Raw genomic sequence first — 16,247 nt, 5'->3', positions numbered from 1 at the left:
CATTATTGTAACTAGCAATTATAAATTTGTATAATACAAATATCCCGCCAGTTTCATTGAAATGGTGGGCTATTTTTTTACTGGACGACACTTAATACTTTTCCACGGAGTTGCTGAGTAGCCCGTTTGGAATCAGTCGCTTTCATAATCGCTGACACTACTGCGACACCATCGACACCGGCTGGCTTAACCGTGGCTACATTATCGACATTTAATCCACCAATGGCATAAACCGGAATATTGACAGCCTGTTTAATCGTTTTGAGCGTTTCAACACTGGTACGAACGGTTTCAACGTGGGTGGTCGTTGGAAAAATTGCCCCCACTCCAAGATAGTCTGCTCCCTGTTCAACCGCCAGCCGAGCCTGATCTAGCGTTTTAGCCGTGGCACCGATGATGGCTTTTGGCCCTAAAATCTCCCTAGCGACTTCAACGGGTAAGTCTTTTTGACCAAGGTGCACACCGGCCGCGCCAACTGCTTGGGCAATATCCAGCCGGTCATCGATCAACAAGGGAATTTGATACTGATCGGTGATCTGTTTAACGGCAAAAGCCCGCTGAAAATATTGCAAGCTGCTGAGTTGCTTTTCACGTAGTTGAACGAGGTCTACCCCGCCCTGACAGGCAGCCTCGATTCGATTGAGAAATTCCTCTTCAGAATAATTTAACGCATCCGTCACCAAATAAAGTGGTCGCTTGATCATTATCACATTTCCCTCCTGATTGGCTGAATTTCTAATTCTCGCCAATAGTCTACCGAAAAGTTTCTCACTTGTCACGCGAATATTCTTACTTGACTTCCACAATGTTCTAGCTTATAAATATAAGCAATGAGTCGTTTAAGGGCTCAAAAATAAAATTGAATAACGTTAGTTCGTCTGGGGTGCCAATTATTGGCTGAGATTAGACCCATCGAACCTGATGTAGTTTGTACTACCGAAGGAAGACAACTTTTACTGATTTTTCAGTCCAAAGCCCTTCCTACACGAAAGGCCTTTTTTCGTGTAGGCGTACTTTTGATAAATCGGACTTGATGCCCCTCTTCCTCGGATACAAACGGAAAGGGGCTTTTTTATGGTTACTGTAAATGGCGAGCCACAAGCGCAAGCTGCTGGCCAAGATATTCTCACGTTCTTACAAGCACGGCAAGCACCCATTGACAACCTTGTCGTGGAGTTGAACGGGACGATCATCCACCGGCCCGAATACGAACAAACGCTGATTAAACCGGACGACAAACTGGAACTGATTTCGTTTGTCGGCGGTGGCCGTTAAGGGGGAATGTGCATGCAACCAACACTACAAGGAATGTCGATTGACTCGGTTTATCAGGGCATGAAAACCCGCAATGTCGCTGATTCTACCGAACGTCTTACCGCTGCTCACGTCACCATTGCCGGTGCTGGCGGTCTTGGTTCTAATATCGCCATTGCGCTGGCAAGAATCGGTGTCGGCCACTTAACCTTAATTGATTTTGACCAAGTGGAACTGAGTAATTTAAACCGTCAGCAGTTTAAGCTCAGCCAGGTGGGGATGGATAAGGTGACTGCCCTCAAGCAAAATTTGCAGGAATTTAACCCCTTCGTCACCATCGATACATTGGTTAAAGAAGTCGACCACGACAACGTGGCTGAACTCTTCGCCGATGCTGATATCATCTGCGAAGCCTTTGATAACCCCAGCGCCAAAGCCATGCTGTTGGACGCAGCCAGTGAATTTTTCCCTGACAAACCAATTGTCATGGCAACCGGGATGGCCGGCACTCATAGTTCTAACACGATCACGACCAAACAAGTTCGCCCTAACGTCTATATTGCGGGCGATGGAACGTCAACTGGTGCTGAAGGCCTGATGGCACCGCGGGTCATGATTGCGGCGGGTCACGAAGCTAACATGATTACCCGTTTGATTTTAGGAGAAACAACTATTTAGGAGGCATTTTTCTATGTCAGAAGAAACAGACTTACTCACAATTGGTGGTCACACATTCACGTCTCGTTTTATTCTTGGATCTGGTAAATATTCCTACGATCTGATTGATTCAGCCATCAACCAGGCCAAAGCGCAAATCATTACCATGGCGTTACGCCGGACTGATTCAGCTGAGGAAAATATCCTCAATTATATTCCTGAAGGCATCACCATTTTGCCGAATACGTCGGGCTCTACCAACGCTGAAGAAGCCATTCGTACAGCTCGTTTAGCACGCGAGCTCAGTGGCAGTAACTTTATTAAATTAGAGGTCGTGCCAGATAAGAAGTACTTGATGCCCGATAACAACGAAACCGTTAAAGCCACTGAAGTGCTGGCCAACGAAGGGTTCATCGTCATGCCTTACGTCCTGCCTGATTTAAACATTGCCCGTCAGTTAGTCGATGCTGGAGCAGCCACCGTGATGCCGTTAGCTGCCCCGATTGGGACTAACAAAGGGTTGGCAACCAAGGATCTCATTCAAATTTTAATTGACGAAATTGACGTGCCAATCATTATTGATGCCGGTATTGGTCGCCCTAGCGAAGCTGCAGCAGCAATGGAAATGGGGGCCGACGCCATCATGGCTAACACCTCAATGGCCACTGCCAAAAATATTCCGTTAATGGCCGAAGCCTTTCGTTTAGCTGTCGAAGCAGGCCGTAAAGCTTATCTAGCTGGCCCAGGCCGCGTGATTGAACACGGTGCCGTCGCTTCCTCGCCATTGACCGGCTTAAGCAAATGATCCGGCCAACTCAAGAATGGCTAACCTTTGAACAGCAATTTCAGCAAATCGTTCAGTTATCCGACAAGACGGTTGGCCAGAACCGTTTAGTGTATTCGCCTAACTGGTTAGCTGCTCAGACGTTGCTGATTCAATTTGGTCAGCAAAATGGATTAACTGCAACGGTTGACGACTATGGTAACGTCTATCTTGATTTACCTGGAACCGATAATCAGGCTGTTGCCACTGGCTCACATATGGATACGGTTATTAACGGTGGCAAATACGATGGCTTGTATGGTGTTCTCGGTGGCCTTCAGGCAATTATCAGTTTAAAGAAGCAGCTTGGCACGCCCCTTCACACCTTACGATTAATCTCATTTAGTGAAGAAGAAGGCAGTCGGTTCAACACCACTTTCAGCGGCTCAAAATACTATGCGCTGCACCAAACTGTACCAGTATTGACAGACAGCAACAACATTCCTTTTGACCGTGCCAGGTCCCAGGCTGTTGATCAATTACAAAAACTTGGTAACGTGCGCGTTAATCGGCCTTCTCTACCCAAGAGTTTTACCGAACTTCACATTGAACAAGGACCGAGACTGACAGCTAGTCAAACCCAAATTGGTTTAGTTGCAGGGATCGTTGGTCAAAGGCGTTGGTCAGTCACCGTTCAGGGTAAATCTAATCATGCTGGTACAACGCCAATGAATGACCGCCATGACGCCCTGCAAACTACTGTTACCATCATCACTGAACTCAATTCGCTCGCACATCGTTTAAGCAATCACTTAACCTTTACAGTCGGCCAGTTAAATGTCGCTCCCAATACAGCCAACGTGATTCCCGGTAAGGTTCAATTCACGATTGACGCACGCCACGCTGATGATCATGTTTTAGATCATTTTGAACAGGTCATCACCGACACGTGCCATCAATTGATGGATTCGCAAATCAACGTTCACATCAAACGTTACGTCAAAGACCTTCCCGCTACGTTTGATGCCACTTTACTTTCACAAAATGAGCAACTCGCTCAGCGATTAAAACTCACTTCACGAGTCATGGTTTCAGGTGCCGGTCATGATAGTTACGTCATGAATCAAGTCACACCAACGACAATGATTTTTGTCCCTAGTGAGGACGGAATCAGTCATGCACCTAATGAATTCACCAGCCCGGCTGATTTAAAGGCCGGCATCAACTTATTAATGGCTAGTTTGCAAGCCCAGGCATACTAGTAATTAAAACACTTTCCGAAAAATAAAAAGGATCTGAATCGTTGTTTTGTTCGCCAACGATTCAGGCCCTTTTTAGCTTAAAATTACTTACTTAATAATGACTTAACAGTCTTGTTAACCAGGCTGCCGTCTGCTTTACCCTTGAGTTTAGGCATCACAGCACCCATGACTTTACCAAAGTCGGCCATTGAACTGGCACCAACTTCGCTAACCGTTTCAGTGACAATTTGCTTAACTTCATCTTCACTCAATTGCTTTGGTGCGTATTTCTCGACTAACTTGATTTCAGCATCCAAACCATCAACTAAGTCTTGACGGCCGGCATCTGCAAATTCTTCACGAGATTCTTTACGTTGCTTTAATTCACGAGAAAGAACCGTTAATTCTTCGTCATCGTTTAAATCATGGCCTAACTTAACCCGTTCGTTCGTTAATGAAGCTTTGATCATCCGAATAACGTTCAAAGCAACCTTGTCACGAGCTTTCATAGCCGTCTTTAAATCTTCTGTAAGCGTGTCTGATAATGACATGTTAAAACCCTCCTAATAATAATGACTTGGAACAACTCATCACGGTTGCGCCACGCCAATCTATTCCTTATTGAGTAGCTTAATTTTCACTACTAAATTAGTATAGTCTTTTTTAAGGCTGTCGGACAGCGTTGCGCGCCTAAAAGAACGCGTTTTCTTGCTGCCATTAAAAAAAGACCCCTGTTAAACAGGAGCCCCCGATACAACTAGAAACGCTTCTTGTTCTTGCGTTTTCTTGCTGCTTCTGATTTTAATTTCTTTTTAACGCTTGGCTTTTCATAAAACTCACGTTTACGGTATTCTTGTAAAGTACCGCTTTTGGAAACGGTTCGTTTGAAGCGCCGAAGAGCATCGTCAAGAGACTCGTTTTTGCGAACGACTGTCTTTGTCATGTAAATCCCTCCCTCCGAGCTCTAGTAGTAACCGATTGATAAAGAACAACAAAAGAAGCCCTTCTCAATAGTTCCTTTTAATTATACCTACCTAAAGCCCTAACGTCAATCATTTCAATTAACTTTTATCGTATAAATTCAAATAACCTCAGTCGGTTTCGACCTGTGCTAAAATGTGATTAAATACAACTTAACGGAGGCTTCATTATGGCTGAAAAATCAGATATCGACATCTTCATTATTTCAGATTCATCCGGTGAAACAGCGCTGACGGTAGCGCAAACTGCCGTTGCCCAATTTCCGGACCTTGAGGTTAAGTACCAGCGATTCCCCTTTATTCAAACGGAGTCAATTTTAACTGGTATTTTAAAAATGGCTGCTAGGAAAAAGGCCGTGCTTTATTATACACTGGTCACCCGTACTTTGAGTGAACAAGTTGAAACTTTTACAAACGAAAACAATTTGCCAGCCGTTGACTGTCTCCAGCCAGCCATTAAAGCATTAACTGCTAGAACTGGTGTTGAACCGGCATCGATTCCAAGCATTAATCACAGTCTCACCGATACTTACTTTGATCGCATCGGTGCTATGGAATTTGCCGTGGCCTACGATGATGGTAAAGATCCAACCGGACTGCTGAAAGCTGATATTGTTATTCTTGGTGTTTCACGAACTTCAAAGACACCCTTATCCCTATTTCTTGCAAATCGTGGGATTAAAGTTGCTAATCTGCCGCTTTCACCTTCTTCACAGCTACCAGATGAATTGTGGCAAGTGGATCCCAAGAAGATCATTGGGTTAACCAATAGTCCCAAGGTCTTGCGCCGCATTCGCCAGCAACGAATGATTTCTTACGGGTTACCCGCAGAAAGTGCCTATTCCGACGCCGAAAAGATCAAAGCCGAACTAAAATACGCCGATGAAATTTATAAGAAAATCGGTTGCTTAGTGATTAACGTCTCAAATAAATCGATTGAAGAAACGGCCACCCTCGTTTTAGAAAATCTGAACCTTGAACCGGCTGAAGTTGATACCATCAAGGATTAATACCACTAACAATGTTGACCTTAAATAATTTAAGGATCAACCGTTCGCCGTGGTGATATTGCGGTACACTTATTAGTAAAGATCATGTTAACTTTCTCACAGAGTTTCTGTAAAGGAGTGATTATTTTGACTAATATTGGCATTCTTGCTGGTAGCCTGCGTAAAACTGCTTATTCTAGAAAAGTTGCTGACGTCCTGGCAAACCTGTTGCCTGTGCAGCTGACTCCCACTTTCATTGAAATTGATCAACTGCCGCTCTACAACGCTGACCTGGATGATGAGCATTCAGTCCCAGCTTGGGAGAAGTTCCGTCAGCAACTCGATCAGGTCACCGGCTTAATTATCGTCACGCCAGAATATAATCGGGGCATGTCAGGCGCATTAAAAAACGCCTTTGACGTCGGCTCTAAACGCCATAACCATTGGAAAGAAAAAACTGCCTTGGTAGTTTCAAGCTCTCCTGAAGCGACAGGCGGTTTTGGTGCTAATCAGCAAGTTCGTCAGGTTTTGGTCACGTTAAACGTCATCCCTGTTCAACGCCCAGAAGTTTACCTAGGCCACGTCAATCACTTATTTAACGATCAAAACTTAATCACTAACCTTGATACCATTTCATTTCTGCAAACAGCAGTCAACGCTTTCGTTGACCTGCAAGCTAAATTCATTGCCGCTCCCGTTGAACGGGTTGATCTCCCGATTATGAAGTATCAGCCTGGCCGCTTTTACACTAACGGTGATGAAGGCGACGTACTGGCTGAAATCATTTTCAGCGACCGTCAAAACAAACGGATCATGGTCACCGAGACCCGTGTGACAGAAGCTTTACGGGGACAAGGTATCGCCAAACAGCTGATGATGCGGGTGATCCGTTTCGCACAGATTTATAATCTGATCATCATTCCGGATTGTACGTACGCCCAGCATTTTGCTGAAAGCCACCCTGAGTATCAGCACTTATTTACTTCAGCTGAGTAATCAAATAGCGTGAACCAGGCATCGACCTGATTCACGCCATTTTTTTGACCGGAATATGAAATTCAGTTTATGTTGTTTACTACTTGCACATTGCACAAACCTGCTCCACAACTCAGATTCCGGCCATTTAAGACAAATAACCCCATCCCGACAAAAGCATCGGGACGGGGTTATTTGTCTTAAATTCTGGAATCTACCGAGTTGTGTCGCACTTTTATTTTTAATCCTCAAATCCCAACTGAGTATCAAATGGTTTTTGTGCTAAAACATCTGCTTCAATCGCCGGATTAAAGGTTTGGCGTTTCAACATTTCAACTTCGTAACCGTAAGGGGCAAATTTATGTTTTTTATCCACCGCCACCCACGGTGTTTCCATAACTTTAGGCACGTTGGTCAAGCTGGGATGATGGGCAACCGCATTTAAAGCATCAAAACCAATCGTCCCGTTACCCAATAATTCATGACGGTCTTTGTGGCTGCCTTGGGGATTCTTCGAGTCATTTAAATGAATCACTTGCAGTCGTTCAAGCCCGATCACATCATCGAATTTTTTCAGTACACCATCGAAGTCATCTTTGATGGCGTACCCGGCATCGCTCGTATGACAGGTATCAAAGCAGACGGATAGTTTATCATTATCGGTTACCTGATCAATAATCGACGCCAATTGTTCAAAGGTGATGCCCACTTCAGTTCCCTTGCCCGCCATGGTTTCCAAAGCAATCTTAACTTTTTGGTCTGGTTCAATGATTTCGTTTAAGCCCTTCGCAATTTGTGCAATGGCAGCTTCTGGGCCAGCACCCACATGCGCACCTGGATGCAACACGATTTGAGTAGCGCCAATTGCCTCAGCGCGTTTGACTTCTTCCCGGAGAAACTGGACGGCAAATGGGTAGTTTTCAGGTTTAATGGTGTTGCCTAAATTAACCACATATGGCGCATGAACGATGATCTGTTTGAGACCGTGGTCTTTCATAAAGGCGTGACCGGCTTCAATATTCAGCTCTTCAATGGGCTTACGACGGGTGTTTTGGGGTGCTCCGGTATAGACCATGAACACATTTTCACCGTAACTTGCGGCTTCTTTAGCTGAACCCAGCAACATTTCTTTACCCTTCATACTAACGTGCGAGCCAATTAAAAATGTCATTTTCCCATTCCTCCTAGAATCAATTGCGCCACTTTTTCCGATGCTGAACCATCCTCCCACTCGCAATACTTTTGGTTAAATCCAGCAAGCTGCGACTGATAGTCAGCAAACGTTCCTAACTTAGAAAACTGCGACAGATACTGATCGAGCTGCTCTTCTGTGATCGCTAACGGCCCCGGAATCTCGGCTTGATAATTAAAGTAAAAACCGCGCAGTTGATCACGATAATGTTCCAGATCATAAGCATAGAAAAGCATCGGCCGGTTTAAGTTGGCATAATCAAACATGACTGATGAGTAATCCGTGATCATCAAGTCGGTGATTAAATAGAGATTAGCAATGTCTTCATCCGCAATAATCTTGACCCGGTCTTCAAAGCCACGGATATCAATGTGGTCCTTCACTAAATAATGCGGCCGCAAGACTAAAATCGTATTGTCCGACACATGGTCGAAGAAACGTTGCAGATCAAACGGCAATTCAAAGTGATACTGACCCGTTTTAATCGCATCGTCATCACGCCACGTCGGTGCGTAGGTCATCACCGTTGCATCCGCACTGCCTACTAACCGCAGCTTCAGTGACTGAATCGCTGCCGGTTGATTTTCATGATATAGCACATCATTTCTGGGATAACCGATATCTAAAAAGTGATTGTGAAATTGAAAAGCTGATCGAAAGATTTGCTTAGAGTAATCGTTCGGCGCAATCAAGTAGTCCCAACGGGCAGCTTCCCGGGTGAACTGACGATAATAGTCTGTCGTTTTAGTTCCAGGAATCGCGACGTGTTCAATATCCACACCTAAATGTTTCAGTGGCGTACCATGCCAGGTTTGAATATAAACGGTTCCCTTATTCTTACGCCACCAGTTTGGTAACCGTGAATTTAAAACCCAGTACCCAGCGTGCGCCATGAGCCAAACCCACTTGAATGAGAATCGCTTCACCAGTTTAATTTCTGGGTATTTAGCGTGCAGTTCACGATAACGACGTGGTTTAACACCAAAATAAGCGGTGGCTTCAAAAGCTGGCCGGTCGGCTACTAACTGACGGTAAATAGCGGCTGGATTATCATTAATATCGTTACCATTGAAACTTTCAAACATTATCAGATCTTTTTTTGCCGGGATACAAATAAACCCATCGTTTAAAACGATGAGTCCATAACGAATCACGATTTTTAGACCTTTAATGACTTGGTTTTTAAGTCCAGTCATTTTCATCGTAATTCCTCCTTGTTTAAATTAAATCAACAAACCGTGAACGGAACTTGTAATGCAAGTGTGAGCCAACCAGCAAGAAGAACAGCACTATCAACCAGAATTCAATGGTTAACGTCGGCCGTTGCCAGAACCAGCCCTGACCCAGCATTGATTCACGGAAACCAGAAACCACGTAGAAAAATGGATTCAGTTGTAAGAGTCGTGTTGCAACTGGTGGAAAACTACCCGCTTCAAAGTTAAACAGGACACCGGAAATGTAGAATAACATCCGCATAATTGACTGTAGTAAGACGTGATAGTCACGAATCAATATGGATACTGCAGAGTTAAAGATGCCAAAAGCAATCAAAAACATGATCATGCAGAAAAAGTAGTAAACTGATTCGAGCCAATAGACACTGGGATGGATACCGTAAATTAAACCGACGATAACCGAAACCACTAGCATCGTCCAAAATGAGCTTAAGTTGGAAACGATCTTGATCGATGGTAAGGCAGAAACCGGGAACTTCATCTTAGAAACCATGCTGACACGTTGATAAATACTCTTTGAAGCATCCAACGTCGCCCGGTTCATAAAGAACCAAGGTGTGATCCCGATGACCATCCATGGTAAATAATCAATGCCGCTGCTTTGACCATGTTTCAGGCCCACACCGAACACTAACCAGTAAATACAGATTTGAATCAACGGATATAAATATTCCCAAATTAAACCGAGGTAATGGCTTTGATAACTGGCACGGTCTTCGTACTTAGAAATTCTAAAAATCATGCCTAAACTTTCAAATTGTTCCTTAAATAAGGTTACGACCTCTTTCAAAGGTTAACACTCCTTTACGTCACTTACTTGGTTAAATAGTGACAGTAATATTCCACAACCCGTTGGGTCGCATGCCCATCATTGTATGTATTCCAGTGATGGTTAAACTTGGTAAAATCAGTCTGGCTATCCGTTAAAATAGCCTGCTTCAATTCTGAAGGCGTCCGCAAAGGTGCTGACGGCAGCCACTTCAAAAAGTGGGGTTGAATGCCAGGATTTTGCTGGTACGCTTCCAGATCGGACATGTAAAATAGCAGACTGTGTGCATGGGGCAGCAAGCTGTAATCAAACGCAATCGACGAATAATCGGTAATTAAGGTCTCTGTGACCATTAACAGATCAGTAGTCGATAACTGCGGATAAAACCGCACCTGGTGCGTGGTTGATTGACTAAACTGCTGTTCATACTTTTGTAATAGTGGGTGAAGCTTAACCACCACAACGGCATTGGGATCGGCTACCAAAGCTTCTTTGAGCTCCGGTGTCAGTTCAAACGTCATTGATTCCCGGTAAGTTGGGGCGTATAAAATTACGCGGTGATGAGATAATCCTGGTGCCAACCGATTAATTCGGTTAATGGCGCCCTTTTGCCACTCAGTTGAGAAGAAACGGTCCGAACGTGGATAGCCCATGAGTTTCATTCTCGACCGCGGCACTCGGTAACTGTTTTGGAAAACCGTCCCCATAGCGTCAGAAGCCACAACGTAGTCATCGAACTGATTATAGACCCGCTGAAAACGACGCTGATCTGCTTTCGAACGCTGACTGGTAGTGGGATCGCCCCAGCCAAAGCGCTTAATTGCCCCGTTGGCATGCCACAGTTGAACGATTTTGGCGTGTCGAGGATGCAATAAACCACCTAAAAAGGCGTAATAGTTATCACAGAAAATCAGATGTGCTGACATGATCACCGGAATCCCCGTGAAAACAAAGTGAAGATTGTCCCGAAAGGCAACGACTTTTACCCCATAAGCGGCGAGTTGCGTTGCTTCTACCTCAACTTCAGGCCGGTAAAAAACGACCAATTGCTGGTTCTCAGGTAATTTATCAGCCAGAGCTAGTATAAACTTCAAATTATTGCCAAAACTCATCAGGTAAATAACTGAATGAACCTTGCTTCGCTTAAAAAAGTTCAGCGCAGATATTAACCGGACCAGCCAAATATAAATGACTTTCACAGCAAACCACCAATTCTATTTTCTCTTGTATTGCGCCACCTAATGACAGGTGTCGCAACGCACAACATGGTATTATACCACATTCATATTTTAAGTAGCTGGCTTTTAGGAGAATTTAAGAATTTGACCGAACAAAAAGCCGCCAAACCCTTGAAATCACAGGCTTAACGGCTGAAAGATCATAATTTAGGTTCATAGAAATGACCCAGAACTTTATAAATCTCAGAAACACTGACAAAAGCACTCGTATCGGCTTCATCCATGGCTTCTTCTAAATCAGCCATTTCATAACGGGAAATGACAGTAAATAAAATGGTCTTGGTATCGTGATGATAGGCACCCTCCGCGTCGTGAACAATGGTAATCCCACGCCGGATATGGTTTTGAATCGAATCAATCACCGTTTTAGGCCGGTCAGTAATGATCATGACCTGCATTAGTTGTTGCCGCGTATATGTCATGTCCATGACACGGGCGTTGACGACTAGACCAATCGCTGAATAAAAAGCGTGCGGCCAGCCGTATAAGAAACCAGCTGCCAAGATGATCAACGAATTAAACGCGATATTAATGGTCCCAATTGAGCGCCCCGTCTTCCGGCGAATAACGATCCCTAAAATATCCAAACCACCAGTTGAAATCCCGTTTTTAAGGGCCAAACCGGTTCCGAAACCGTTAACCGCACCACCGAACAACGCACAAATGATAGGGTCGGTCGTCAAGTGTACGGGGTGCAACATCTTGATCATTAAACTGGCCAGAAAGACCGTAATCACCGTATACATGGTAAAGTTATGACTAATTTGACGCCAAGCTAAGACAAACAGTGGCACGTTGAGTAAAAACAACCCCACCGCCGTTGAAATCACAAACGTCAGGTGCCGTTCCGTCAGCGTGGTCACGATTTGGGCAAGACCCGTAATGCCAGATGAATAAATGTGTCCTGGCGTCCAAAAAAAGTTCATGGCAATTGAGACTAAAATACCGTAGATAAATGCAGTCGAAATTTTTCCAATTGATTGATGGCGTTTGACTAAACGCTGTACATCATCCATAACAAACCCTCTTATCCAATCGTTAGGTTACTACCAGTATCTTAGCATAGCATACCTTTTCCGACTGCACAGCAATATTTTGAGATTTCTAGAAAAGTCCCTATTTCTTCGTTGATTCGTGCCAATGTTCGTTAACGAACTTTTCTCGACCGCCCGCTTCTTGCATCGCGTAACGAAGTGGATCCTTACGATAAAAATCTTGGTGCGCTTCTTCCGCTTCATAAAATGGCTTAGCATCTTCGATCTTAGTCACAATTGGGTCGTCAAATTTACCGCTATCGATCAGTGCTTGACGGGATTTTTCAGCAACCTGGCGTTGATGTTCGTCCTTCACGAAAATCACCGGCCGATAGTTATCCCCGCGATCTTGGAACTGACCCATGGCATCCGTTGGGTCCGTTTGCTGCCAATAAATTTGAACTAACTTTTCGTAAGGCATAATGTCGGGATCAAACGTGATTTTAACCGCCTCAGTATGCCCTGTCGTATGACTGCAGACCTGTTCATAGGTGGGGTTAGCAACGTGACCGCCCGTATAACCTGACACAACGGATTCAATCCCTGGTTGAGTGTCAAATGGCTTAACCATGCACCAAAAACAACCGCCAGCAAAAATTGCCGTTTCTCGTTTATCACTCATTTTTTTCACCTCTAAATTTAATAGTAACAAGTATATGGCTTTTAAGCATGACACACAAGCATGACGCTTCAAAGCACAGACGAAAGAGCCTGGCATTCAGCTAAGAATTGCTGAGTGTCAGGCTCTCTTTTACACAGTCATGTTTAAAAAGTTTTCACCGCTGACTTAAAATAACCTACTTATCCTGGTCATCGTCATCCTTAGTGACAAACAAGTTCAAATCTTGCAGTTGCTTGTCTGAAACTGTGGTTGGTGCGGCCGTTAATGGTTCAACAGCCTTTGAGTTCTTAGGAAAGGCAATCACGTCTCGAATGTTACCGCGCTTAGCTAACAAGCGGGCAAAGCGATCCAAGCCGATAGCCAGACCACCATGAGGCGGAAAACCATAATCCAAAGCATTTAGCAGGTAACCAAATTGATCTTCTGCCCGCTCTTTAGTAAAGCCTAGCGCCTTGAACATCTTCATTTGTAAATCACGGGTGTGAATCCGGATCGATCCGCCACCTAATTCCAGACCGTTTAAGATAATGTCGTAGCTTTGAGCATAGGCCTTGTGAGGATCTTCGCCTTCGTCCAAGTAATGTTCATCACCAGCTTTTGGCATGGTGAATGGGTGATGGGCTGGTACCCAACGCTTCAAATCAACATCGTAGTCAAATAATGGCCAGTTAACGATCCAAAGGAAGGCAAACTTCGATTCGTCAATCAAACCTAACTCGTTAGCAATTGTCCGACGCAAGTAGTCCAAGGTTTGCGCAACCACTCGGCTAGAATCACAGGCGAATAACAGCAAGTCGCCAGGTTTAGCACCTGTGCGTTCCGTAATGGCTTTATACAAATCAGCATCATCCTTGAAGAATTTCGCGATTGGGCCAGTGAAGCTATCGTCAGTGACCTTCAACCAAGGTAAGCCTTTGGCACCAAACCGTTCAATGTGTTCAACGAACTTGTCGATATCCTTACGAGAGTACTTATCAGCACCACCCGGTACAGCAATCGCCTTAACTTGACCGCCATCTTCAAGCACTTTGTTGAAGAGGTTAAAGCCTAAGTTATTGACGACATCGCCTAAGTCCTTTAGTTCCATTCCAAACCGAACATCAGGCTGGTCAGTACCGAAGCGAGCCATGGATTCGTCCCAGTCCATCCGCTTGAATGGTAACTCAACGTCGATATCCAAAGTTTCTTTCATGACCTTGGCAATCAAGCCTTCAGTCAGATCCTGAATTTCTTCAGCATCTAAGAATGACGTTTCCATATCGATTTGGGTAAATTCTGGTTGACGGTCCCCACGTAAATCTTCGTCACGGAAACAACGTGCGATTTGGTAGTAACGGTCAAAGCCGGCACCCATCAGCAATTGCTTAAACAATTGTGGTGATTGTGGTAAGGCGTAGAAATGACCTGGATAAACCCGTGAAGGTACCAGGTAATCCCGAGCCCCTTCTGGTGTGGACTTGGTCAAATCAGGGGTTTCAATGTCGATGAATCCTTGTGAGTCAAAGTAGCTGTGAACCGACTGCGTGATCCGGTTACGAATCATCAGCCCACGTTGCATTTCTGGCCGACGCAAGTCTAAGTAACGATACTTCAACCGCAGATCGTCGGACACGTTGATATTGTCTTGAATATAAAATGGCGGGTTCTTAGCCTTGTTTAACAAGTTAATTTCGGAAACTCGGACTTCGATCTTACCCGTCCGCATCTTGTCGTTAACTTCATGTTCAGCACGAGGAACCACGTGACCCTTAACTTCGATCACGTATTCGTTCCGTAACTGATCAGCAACAGCCAGGGCATCCTTATCGAATTCCTCACTGAATACTAATTGAACGATCCCTTCGCGGTCGCGCAAATCAATGAAAATCAAGCCGCCTAAATCACGGCGCTTTTGAACCCAGCCCTTTAAGACGACATCTTGATCAAGATATTTTTCGTCCACCAGACCGGCGTATGTTGTTCGCTTCATCTTTTTCTCTCCTTAATCAATATTTGAAATGACACCGGCAAAGTTACTCATGACATCTGCCAATGGTGCTGATACTTCGTTGCCAGAATCCATGTTCTTCACGTGAATCGTTTTAGCAGCCAGCTCAGCTTCGCCAACAGTCAGTGTGTAAGCGGCACTCAGGCGATCAGCTGTTTTGAACTGCGCTTTGGGTTTGCGGGCTAAATAATCGCGATCAGCTGAGTAATCTTGTGAACGCAAGGCTTGAACTACTTGTAGCGTCGTCGCGTTAGCTTCATCGCCAATCCCCACAACGTAAGCGTCCAGATGATGTTCTTCTGGGAATTGAACCCCTTCAGCTTCCATCAAAAGAATCAAGCGTTCCATCCCGAGGCCAAAACCGACACCAGAAACTTCTGGGCCGCCTAATTCTTCAACTAAACCGTTGTACCGGCCACCGGCACAGACCGTTGTGTAACCGTGACCCAACGCCTTAGAGTCGACCATGAATTCAAAGATGGTGTGGTTGTAGTAATCCAGGCCACGGACCATGGTTGAATCAACCACGTAGTCAATCCCTAACGCAGTCAGCAGGTTCTTAACCTGATCAAAATGATCTTGGGCAGCGGGTGTCAGGTAGTCTAAAATGGATGGCGCATCAGCCACGAACCGTTTATCCTTTTCATCCTTGCTGTCCAGAACCCGCAACGGATTCTTGTGCAGCCGGACTTGAGAATCTTCACTGAGTTCATCATAGTGCGGTTCGAGGTAATCAATCAGTGCTTGACGGTAATTATCTCGGGATTCTTTATCACCAAGTGTGTTGATGGCAAGCCGTAAATTGTTGATGCCAAAATGCTTGAACAGGTCTCTGCCCATTGCAATGACTTCGACGTCTAAAGCGGGCTCGTCAGAACCAAAAGCCTCCACCCCAATTTGGTGGAATTCCCGTTGCCGGCCGGATTGCGGTCGTTCATAACGATACATCTGACCCATATAATAGGTCTTGAATGGCTTTTGAACTTCTGGACCATAGAGCTTATTTTCGACGAAAGCCCGGACAACACCCGCAGTACCTTCTGGCCGCAAGCTAATGTGCCGGTCACCCTTATCCTTGAAGTCGTACATTTCCTTAGTCACAATATCTGAGGTATCCCCAGAAGTTCTGGAAAACACTTCAAAATTTTCAAATAACGGTGTCCGAATCTCTTCAAACCGATATTTCTTAAATACTTGACGCGCCACTGCTTCAACATACTGCCAGTGTTGACTCTCACCCGGCAAAATGTCAGCAGTGCCTTTAGGTCGCTGATAACGCATAGTATCTTCCTTTCCGATTTTCGTTACTGC

General features: G+C 44.8%; 17 protein-coding genes and 1 riboswitch. Of the genes, 6 read left to right on the top strand and 11 right to left on the bottom strand.

From position 1 onward, the window contains the following. Nucleotides 1-77 precede the first annotated feature (77 nt). A complete protein-coding gene (gene thiE / locus IWT5_RS07600; protein ID WP_191981297.1) occupies nucleotides 78-704 on the bottom strand; it encodes a thiamine phosphate synthase in 627 nt (208 codons plus the stop codon). Nucleotides 705-869: 165 nt separating this feature from the next. Continuing rightward, nucleotides 870-962: riboswitch (TPP riboswitch) on the top strand. A gap of 112 nt (nucleotides 963-1,074) precedes the next feature. On the opposite strand from thiE, the gene thiS reads away from it, so the two are divergent. From thiS to IWT5_RS07580, 4 genes are read left to right on the top strand one after another with little or no spacing between them, the layout of a single operon-like run. Then, on the top strand, nucleotides 1,075-1,275 hold the full coding sequence (gene thiS, locus IWT5_RS07595) for a sulfur carrier protein ThiS (RefSeq protein ID WP_089109348.1): 201 nt from the start codon (nucleotides 1,075-1,077) through the stop codon (nucleotides 1,273-1,275). A gap of 12 nt (nucleotides 1,276-1,287) precedes the next feature. After that, nucleotides 1,288-1,932, top strand: coding sequence for a sulfur carrier protein ThiS adenylyltransferase ThiF (thiF, locus tag IWT5_RS07590; RefSeq protein ID WP_089109347.1), 645 nt, complete (start codon nucleotides 1,288-1,290; stop codon nucleotides 1,930-1,932). A 13-nt stretch (nucleotides 1,933-1,945) separates the two neighbouring features. Further along, the gene (locus IWT5_RS07585; RefSeq protein WP_089109346.1) at nucleotides 1,946-2,716 is read left to right on the top strand and encodes a thiazole synthase; all 771 of its coding nucleotides are present in this window, start codon (nucleotides 1,946-1,948) and stop codon (nucleotides 2,714-2,716) included. Continuing rightward, nucleotides 2,713-3,936: a Zn-dependent hydrolase gene (locus IWT5_RS07580; protein ID WP_089109345.1), complete on the top strand. Its 1,224-nt coding sequence runs from the start codon at nucleotides 2,713-2,715 to the stop codon at nucleotides 3,934-3,936. Before IWT5_RS07585 ends, IWT5_RS07580 begins: the two co-directional genes overlap by 4 nt. Before the next feature lie 83 nt (nucleotides 3,937-4,019). Here the strand turns inward: IWT5_RS07580 and IWT5_RS07575 are convergent, their stop codons facing one another. Together IWT5_RS07575 and rpsU are read right to left on the bottom strand one after the other, a co-directional pair. Further along, nucleotides 4,020-4,466 carry a GatB/YqeY domain-containing protein gene (locus tag IWT5_RS07575; protein WP_089109344.1) on the bottom strand — a complete coding sequence of 149 codons (447 nt, stop codon included), beginning with the start codon at nucleotides 4,464-4,466 and terminating at the stop codon, nucleotides 4,020-4,022. 206 nt (nucleotides 4,467-4,672) lie between these two features. Then, nucleotides 4,673-4,858 carry a 30S ribosomal protein S21 gene (gene rpsU, locus IWT5_RS07570; RefSeq protein ID WP_054655423.1) on the bottom strand — a complete coding sequence of 62 codons (186 nt, stop codon included), beginning with the start codon at nucleotides 4,856-4,858 and terminating at the stop codon, nucleotides 4,673-4,675. A gap of 207 nt (nucleotides 4,859-5,065) precedes the next feature. Here rpsU and IWT5_RS07565 point away from each other — a divergent pair, with 207 nt between their 5' ends. Next, a complete protein-coding gene (locus tag IWT5_RS07565; protein ID WP_089109343.1) occupies nucleotides 5,066-5,905 on the top strand; it encodes a pyruvate, water dikinase regulatory protein in 840 nt (279 codons plus the stop codon). Between the two features lie 126 nt (nucleotides 5,906-6,031). Then, nucleotides 6,032-6,880: a GNAT family N-acetyltransferase gene (locus tag IWT5_RS07560; protein WP_225360250.1), complete on the top strand. Its 849-nt coding sequence runs from the start codon at nucleotides 6,032-6,034 to the stop codon at nucleotides 6,878-6,880. 220 nt (nucleotides 6,881-7,100) lie between these two features. On the opposite strand, the gene IWT5_RS07555 is transcribed toward IWT5_RS07560, so the two are convergent. The 8 genes from IWT5_RS07555 to hisS form a co-directional block, all read right to left on the bottom strand. Next, entirely contained in the window at nucleotides 7,101-8,030 is a 930-nt protein-coding gene (locus IWT5_RS07555) for a deoxyribonuclease IV (protein ID WP_089109341.1), read from the bottom strand. Continuing rightward, nucleotides 8,027-9,247, bottom strand: coding sequence for a CDP-glycerol glycerophosphotransferase family protein (locus IWT5_RS07550; RefSeq protein WP_089109374.1), 1,221 nt, complete (start codon nucleotides 9,245-9,247; stop codon nucleotides 8,027-8,029). The genes IWT5_RS07555 and IWT5_RS07550 overlap by 4 nt, the downstream gene beginning before the upstream one ends. Nucleotides 9,248-9,269: 22 nt before the next feature. Further along, nucleotides 9,270-10,076, bottom strand: a complete 807-nt coding sequence (locus IWT5_RS07545) for an ABC transporter permease (protein WP_089109340.1) — start codon at nucleotides 10,074-10,076, stop codon at nucleotides 9,270-9,272. A gap of 23 nt (nucleotides 10,077-10,099) precedes the next feature. Then, on the bottom strand, nucleotides 10,100-11,254 hold the full coding sequence (locus IWT5_RS07540) for a CDP-glycerol glycerophosphotransferase family protein (RefSeq protein ID WP_225360248.1): 1,155 nt from the start codon (nucleotides 11,252-11,254) through the stop codon (nucleotides 10,100-10,102). 179 nt (nucleotides 11,255-11,433) lie between these two features. After that, nucleotides 11,434-12,309, bottom strand: coding sequence for a YitT family protein (locus IWT5_RS07535; protein WP_089109339.1), 876 nt, complete (start codon nucleotides 12,307-12,309; stop codon nucleotides 11,434-11,436). Between the two features lie 100 nt (nucleotides 12,310-12,409). Continuing rightward, nucleotides 12,410-12,949 carry a peptide-methionine (S)-S-oxide reductase MsrA gene (msrA, locus tag IWT5_RS07530; protein ID WP_089109338.1) on the bottom strand — a complete coding sequence of 180 codons (540 nt, stop codon included), beginning with the start codon at nucleotides 12,947-12,949 and terminating at the stop codon, nucleotides 12,410-12,412. A 175-nt stretch (nucleotides 12,950-13,124) separates the two neighbouring features. Further along, nucleotides 13,125-14,918, bottom strand: a complete 1,794-nt coding sequence (aspS, locus tag IWT5_RS07525) for an aspartate--tRNA ligase (protein WP_089109337.1) — start codon at nucleotides 14,916-14,918, stop codon at nucleotides 13,125-13,127. 12 nt (nucleotides 14,919-14,930) lie between these two features. Then, entirely contained in the window at nucleotides 14,931-16,217 is a 1,287-nt protein-coding gene (gene hisS, locus IWT5_RS07520; protein WP_089109336.1) for a histidine--tRNA ligase, read from the bottom strand. Nucleotides 16,218-16,247 lie beyond the last annotated feature (30 nt).

Source organism: Secundilactobacillus mixtipabuli (assembly GCF_002217925.1).
In the GTDB taxonomy this organism is placed as follows: Bacteria; Bacillota; Bacilli; order Lactobacillales; family Lactobacillaceae; genus Secundilactobacillus; species Secundilactobacillus mixtipabuli.
The sequence above is the reverse complement of the archived record's forward strand: the minus strand, read 5'-3'. Positions and strand labels throughout refer to the sequence as shown.

What these genes read in the sequence shown, in the direction of transcription:
- thiE (WP_191981297.1), bottom strand. Translation starts at nt 704, where the DNA reads ATGATCAAGCGACCACTTTATTTGGTGACGGATGCGTTAAATTATTCT.
- thiS (WP_089109348.1), top strand. Translation starts at nt 1,075, where the DNA reads ATGGTTACTGTAAATGGCGAGCCACAAGCGCAAGCTGCTGGCCAAGAT.
- thiF (WP_089109347.1), top strand. Translation starts at nt 1,288, where the DNA reads ATGCAACCAACACTACAAGGAATGTCGATTGACTCGGTTTATCAGGGC.
- IWT5_RS07585 (WP_089109346.1), top strand. Translation starts at nt 1,946, where the DNA reads ATGTCAGAAGAAACAGACTTACTCACAATTGGTGGTCACACATTCACG.
- IWT5_RS07580 (WP_089109345.1), top strand. Translation starts at nt 2,713, where the DNA reads ATGATCCGGCCAACTCAAGAATGGCTAACCTTTGAACAGCAATTTCAG.
- IWT5_RS07575 (WP_089109344.1), bottom strand. Translation starts at nt 4,466, where the DNA reads ATGTCATTATCAGACACGCTTACAGAAGATTTAAAGACGGCTATGAAA.
- rpsU (WP_054655423.1), bottom strand. Translation starts at nt 4,858, where the DNA reads ATGACAAAGACAGTCGTTCGCAAAAACGAGTCTCTTGACGATGCTCTT.
- IWT5_RS07565 (WP_089109343.1), top strand. Translation starts at nt 5,066, where the DNA reads ATGGCTGAAAAATCAGATATCGACATCTTCATTATTTCAGATTCATCC.
- IWT5_RS07555 (WP_089109341.1), bottom strand. Translation starts at nt 8,030, where the DNA reads ATGACATTTTTAATTGGCTCGCACGTTAGTATGAAGGGTAAAGAAATG.
- IWT5_RS07550 (WP_089109374.1), bottom strand. Translation starts at nt 9,247, where the DNA reads ATGACTGGACTTAAAAACCAAGTCATTAAAGGTCTAAAAATCGTGATT.
- IWT5_RS07535 (WP_089109339.1), bottom strand. Translation starts at nt 12,309, where the DNA reads ATGGATGATGTACAGCGTTTAGTCAAACGCCATCAATCAATTGGAAAA.
- msrA (WP_089109338.1), bottom strand. Translation starts at nt 12,949, where the DNA reads ATGAGTGATAAACGAGAAACGGCAATTTTTGCTGGCGGTTGTTTTTGG.
- aspS (WP_089109337.1), bottom strand. Translation starts at nt 14,918, where the DNA reads ATGAAGCGAACAACATACGCCGGTCTGGTGGACGAAAAATATCTTGAT.
- hisS (WP_089109336.1), bottom strand. Translation starts at nt 16,217, where the DNA reads ATGCGTTATCAGCGACCTAAAGGCACTGCTGACATTTTGCCGGGTGAG.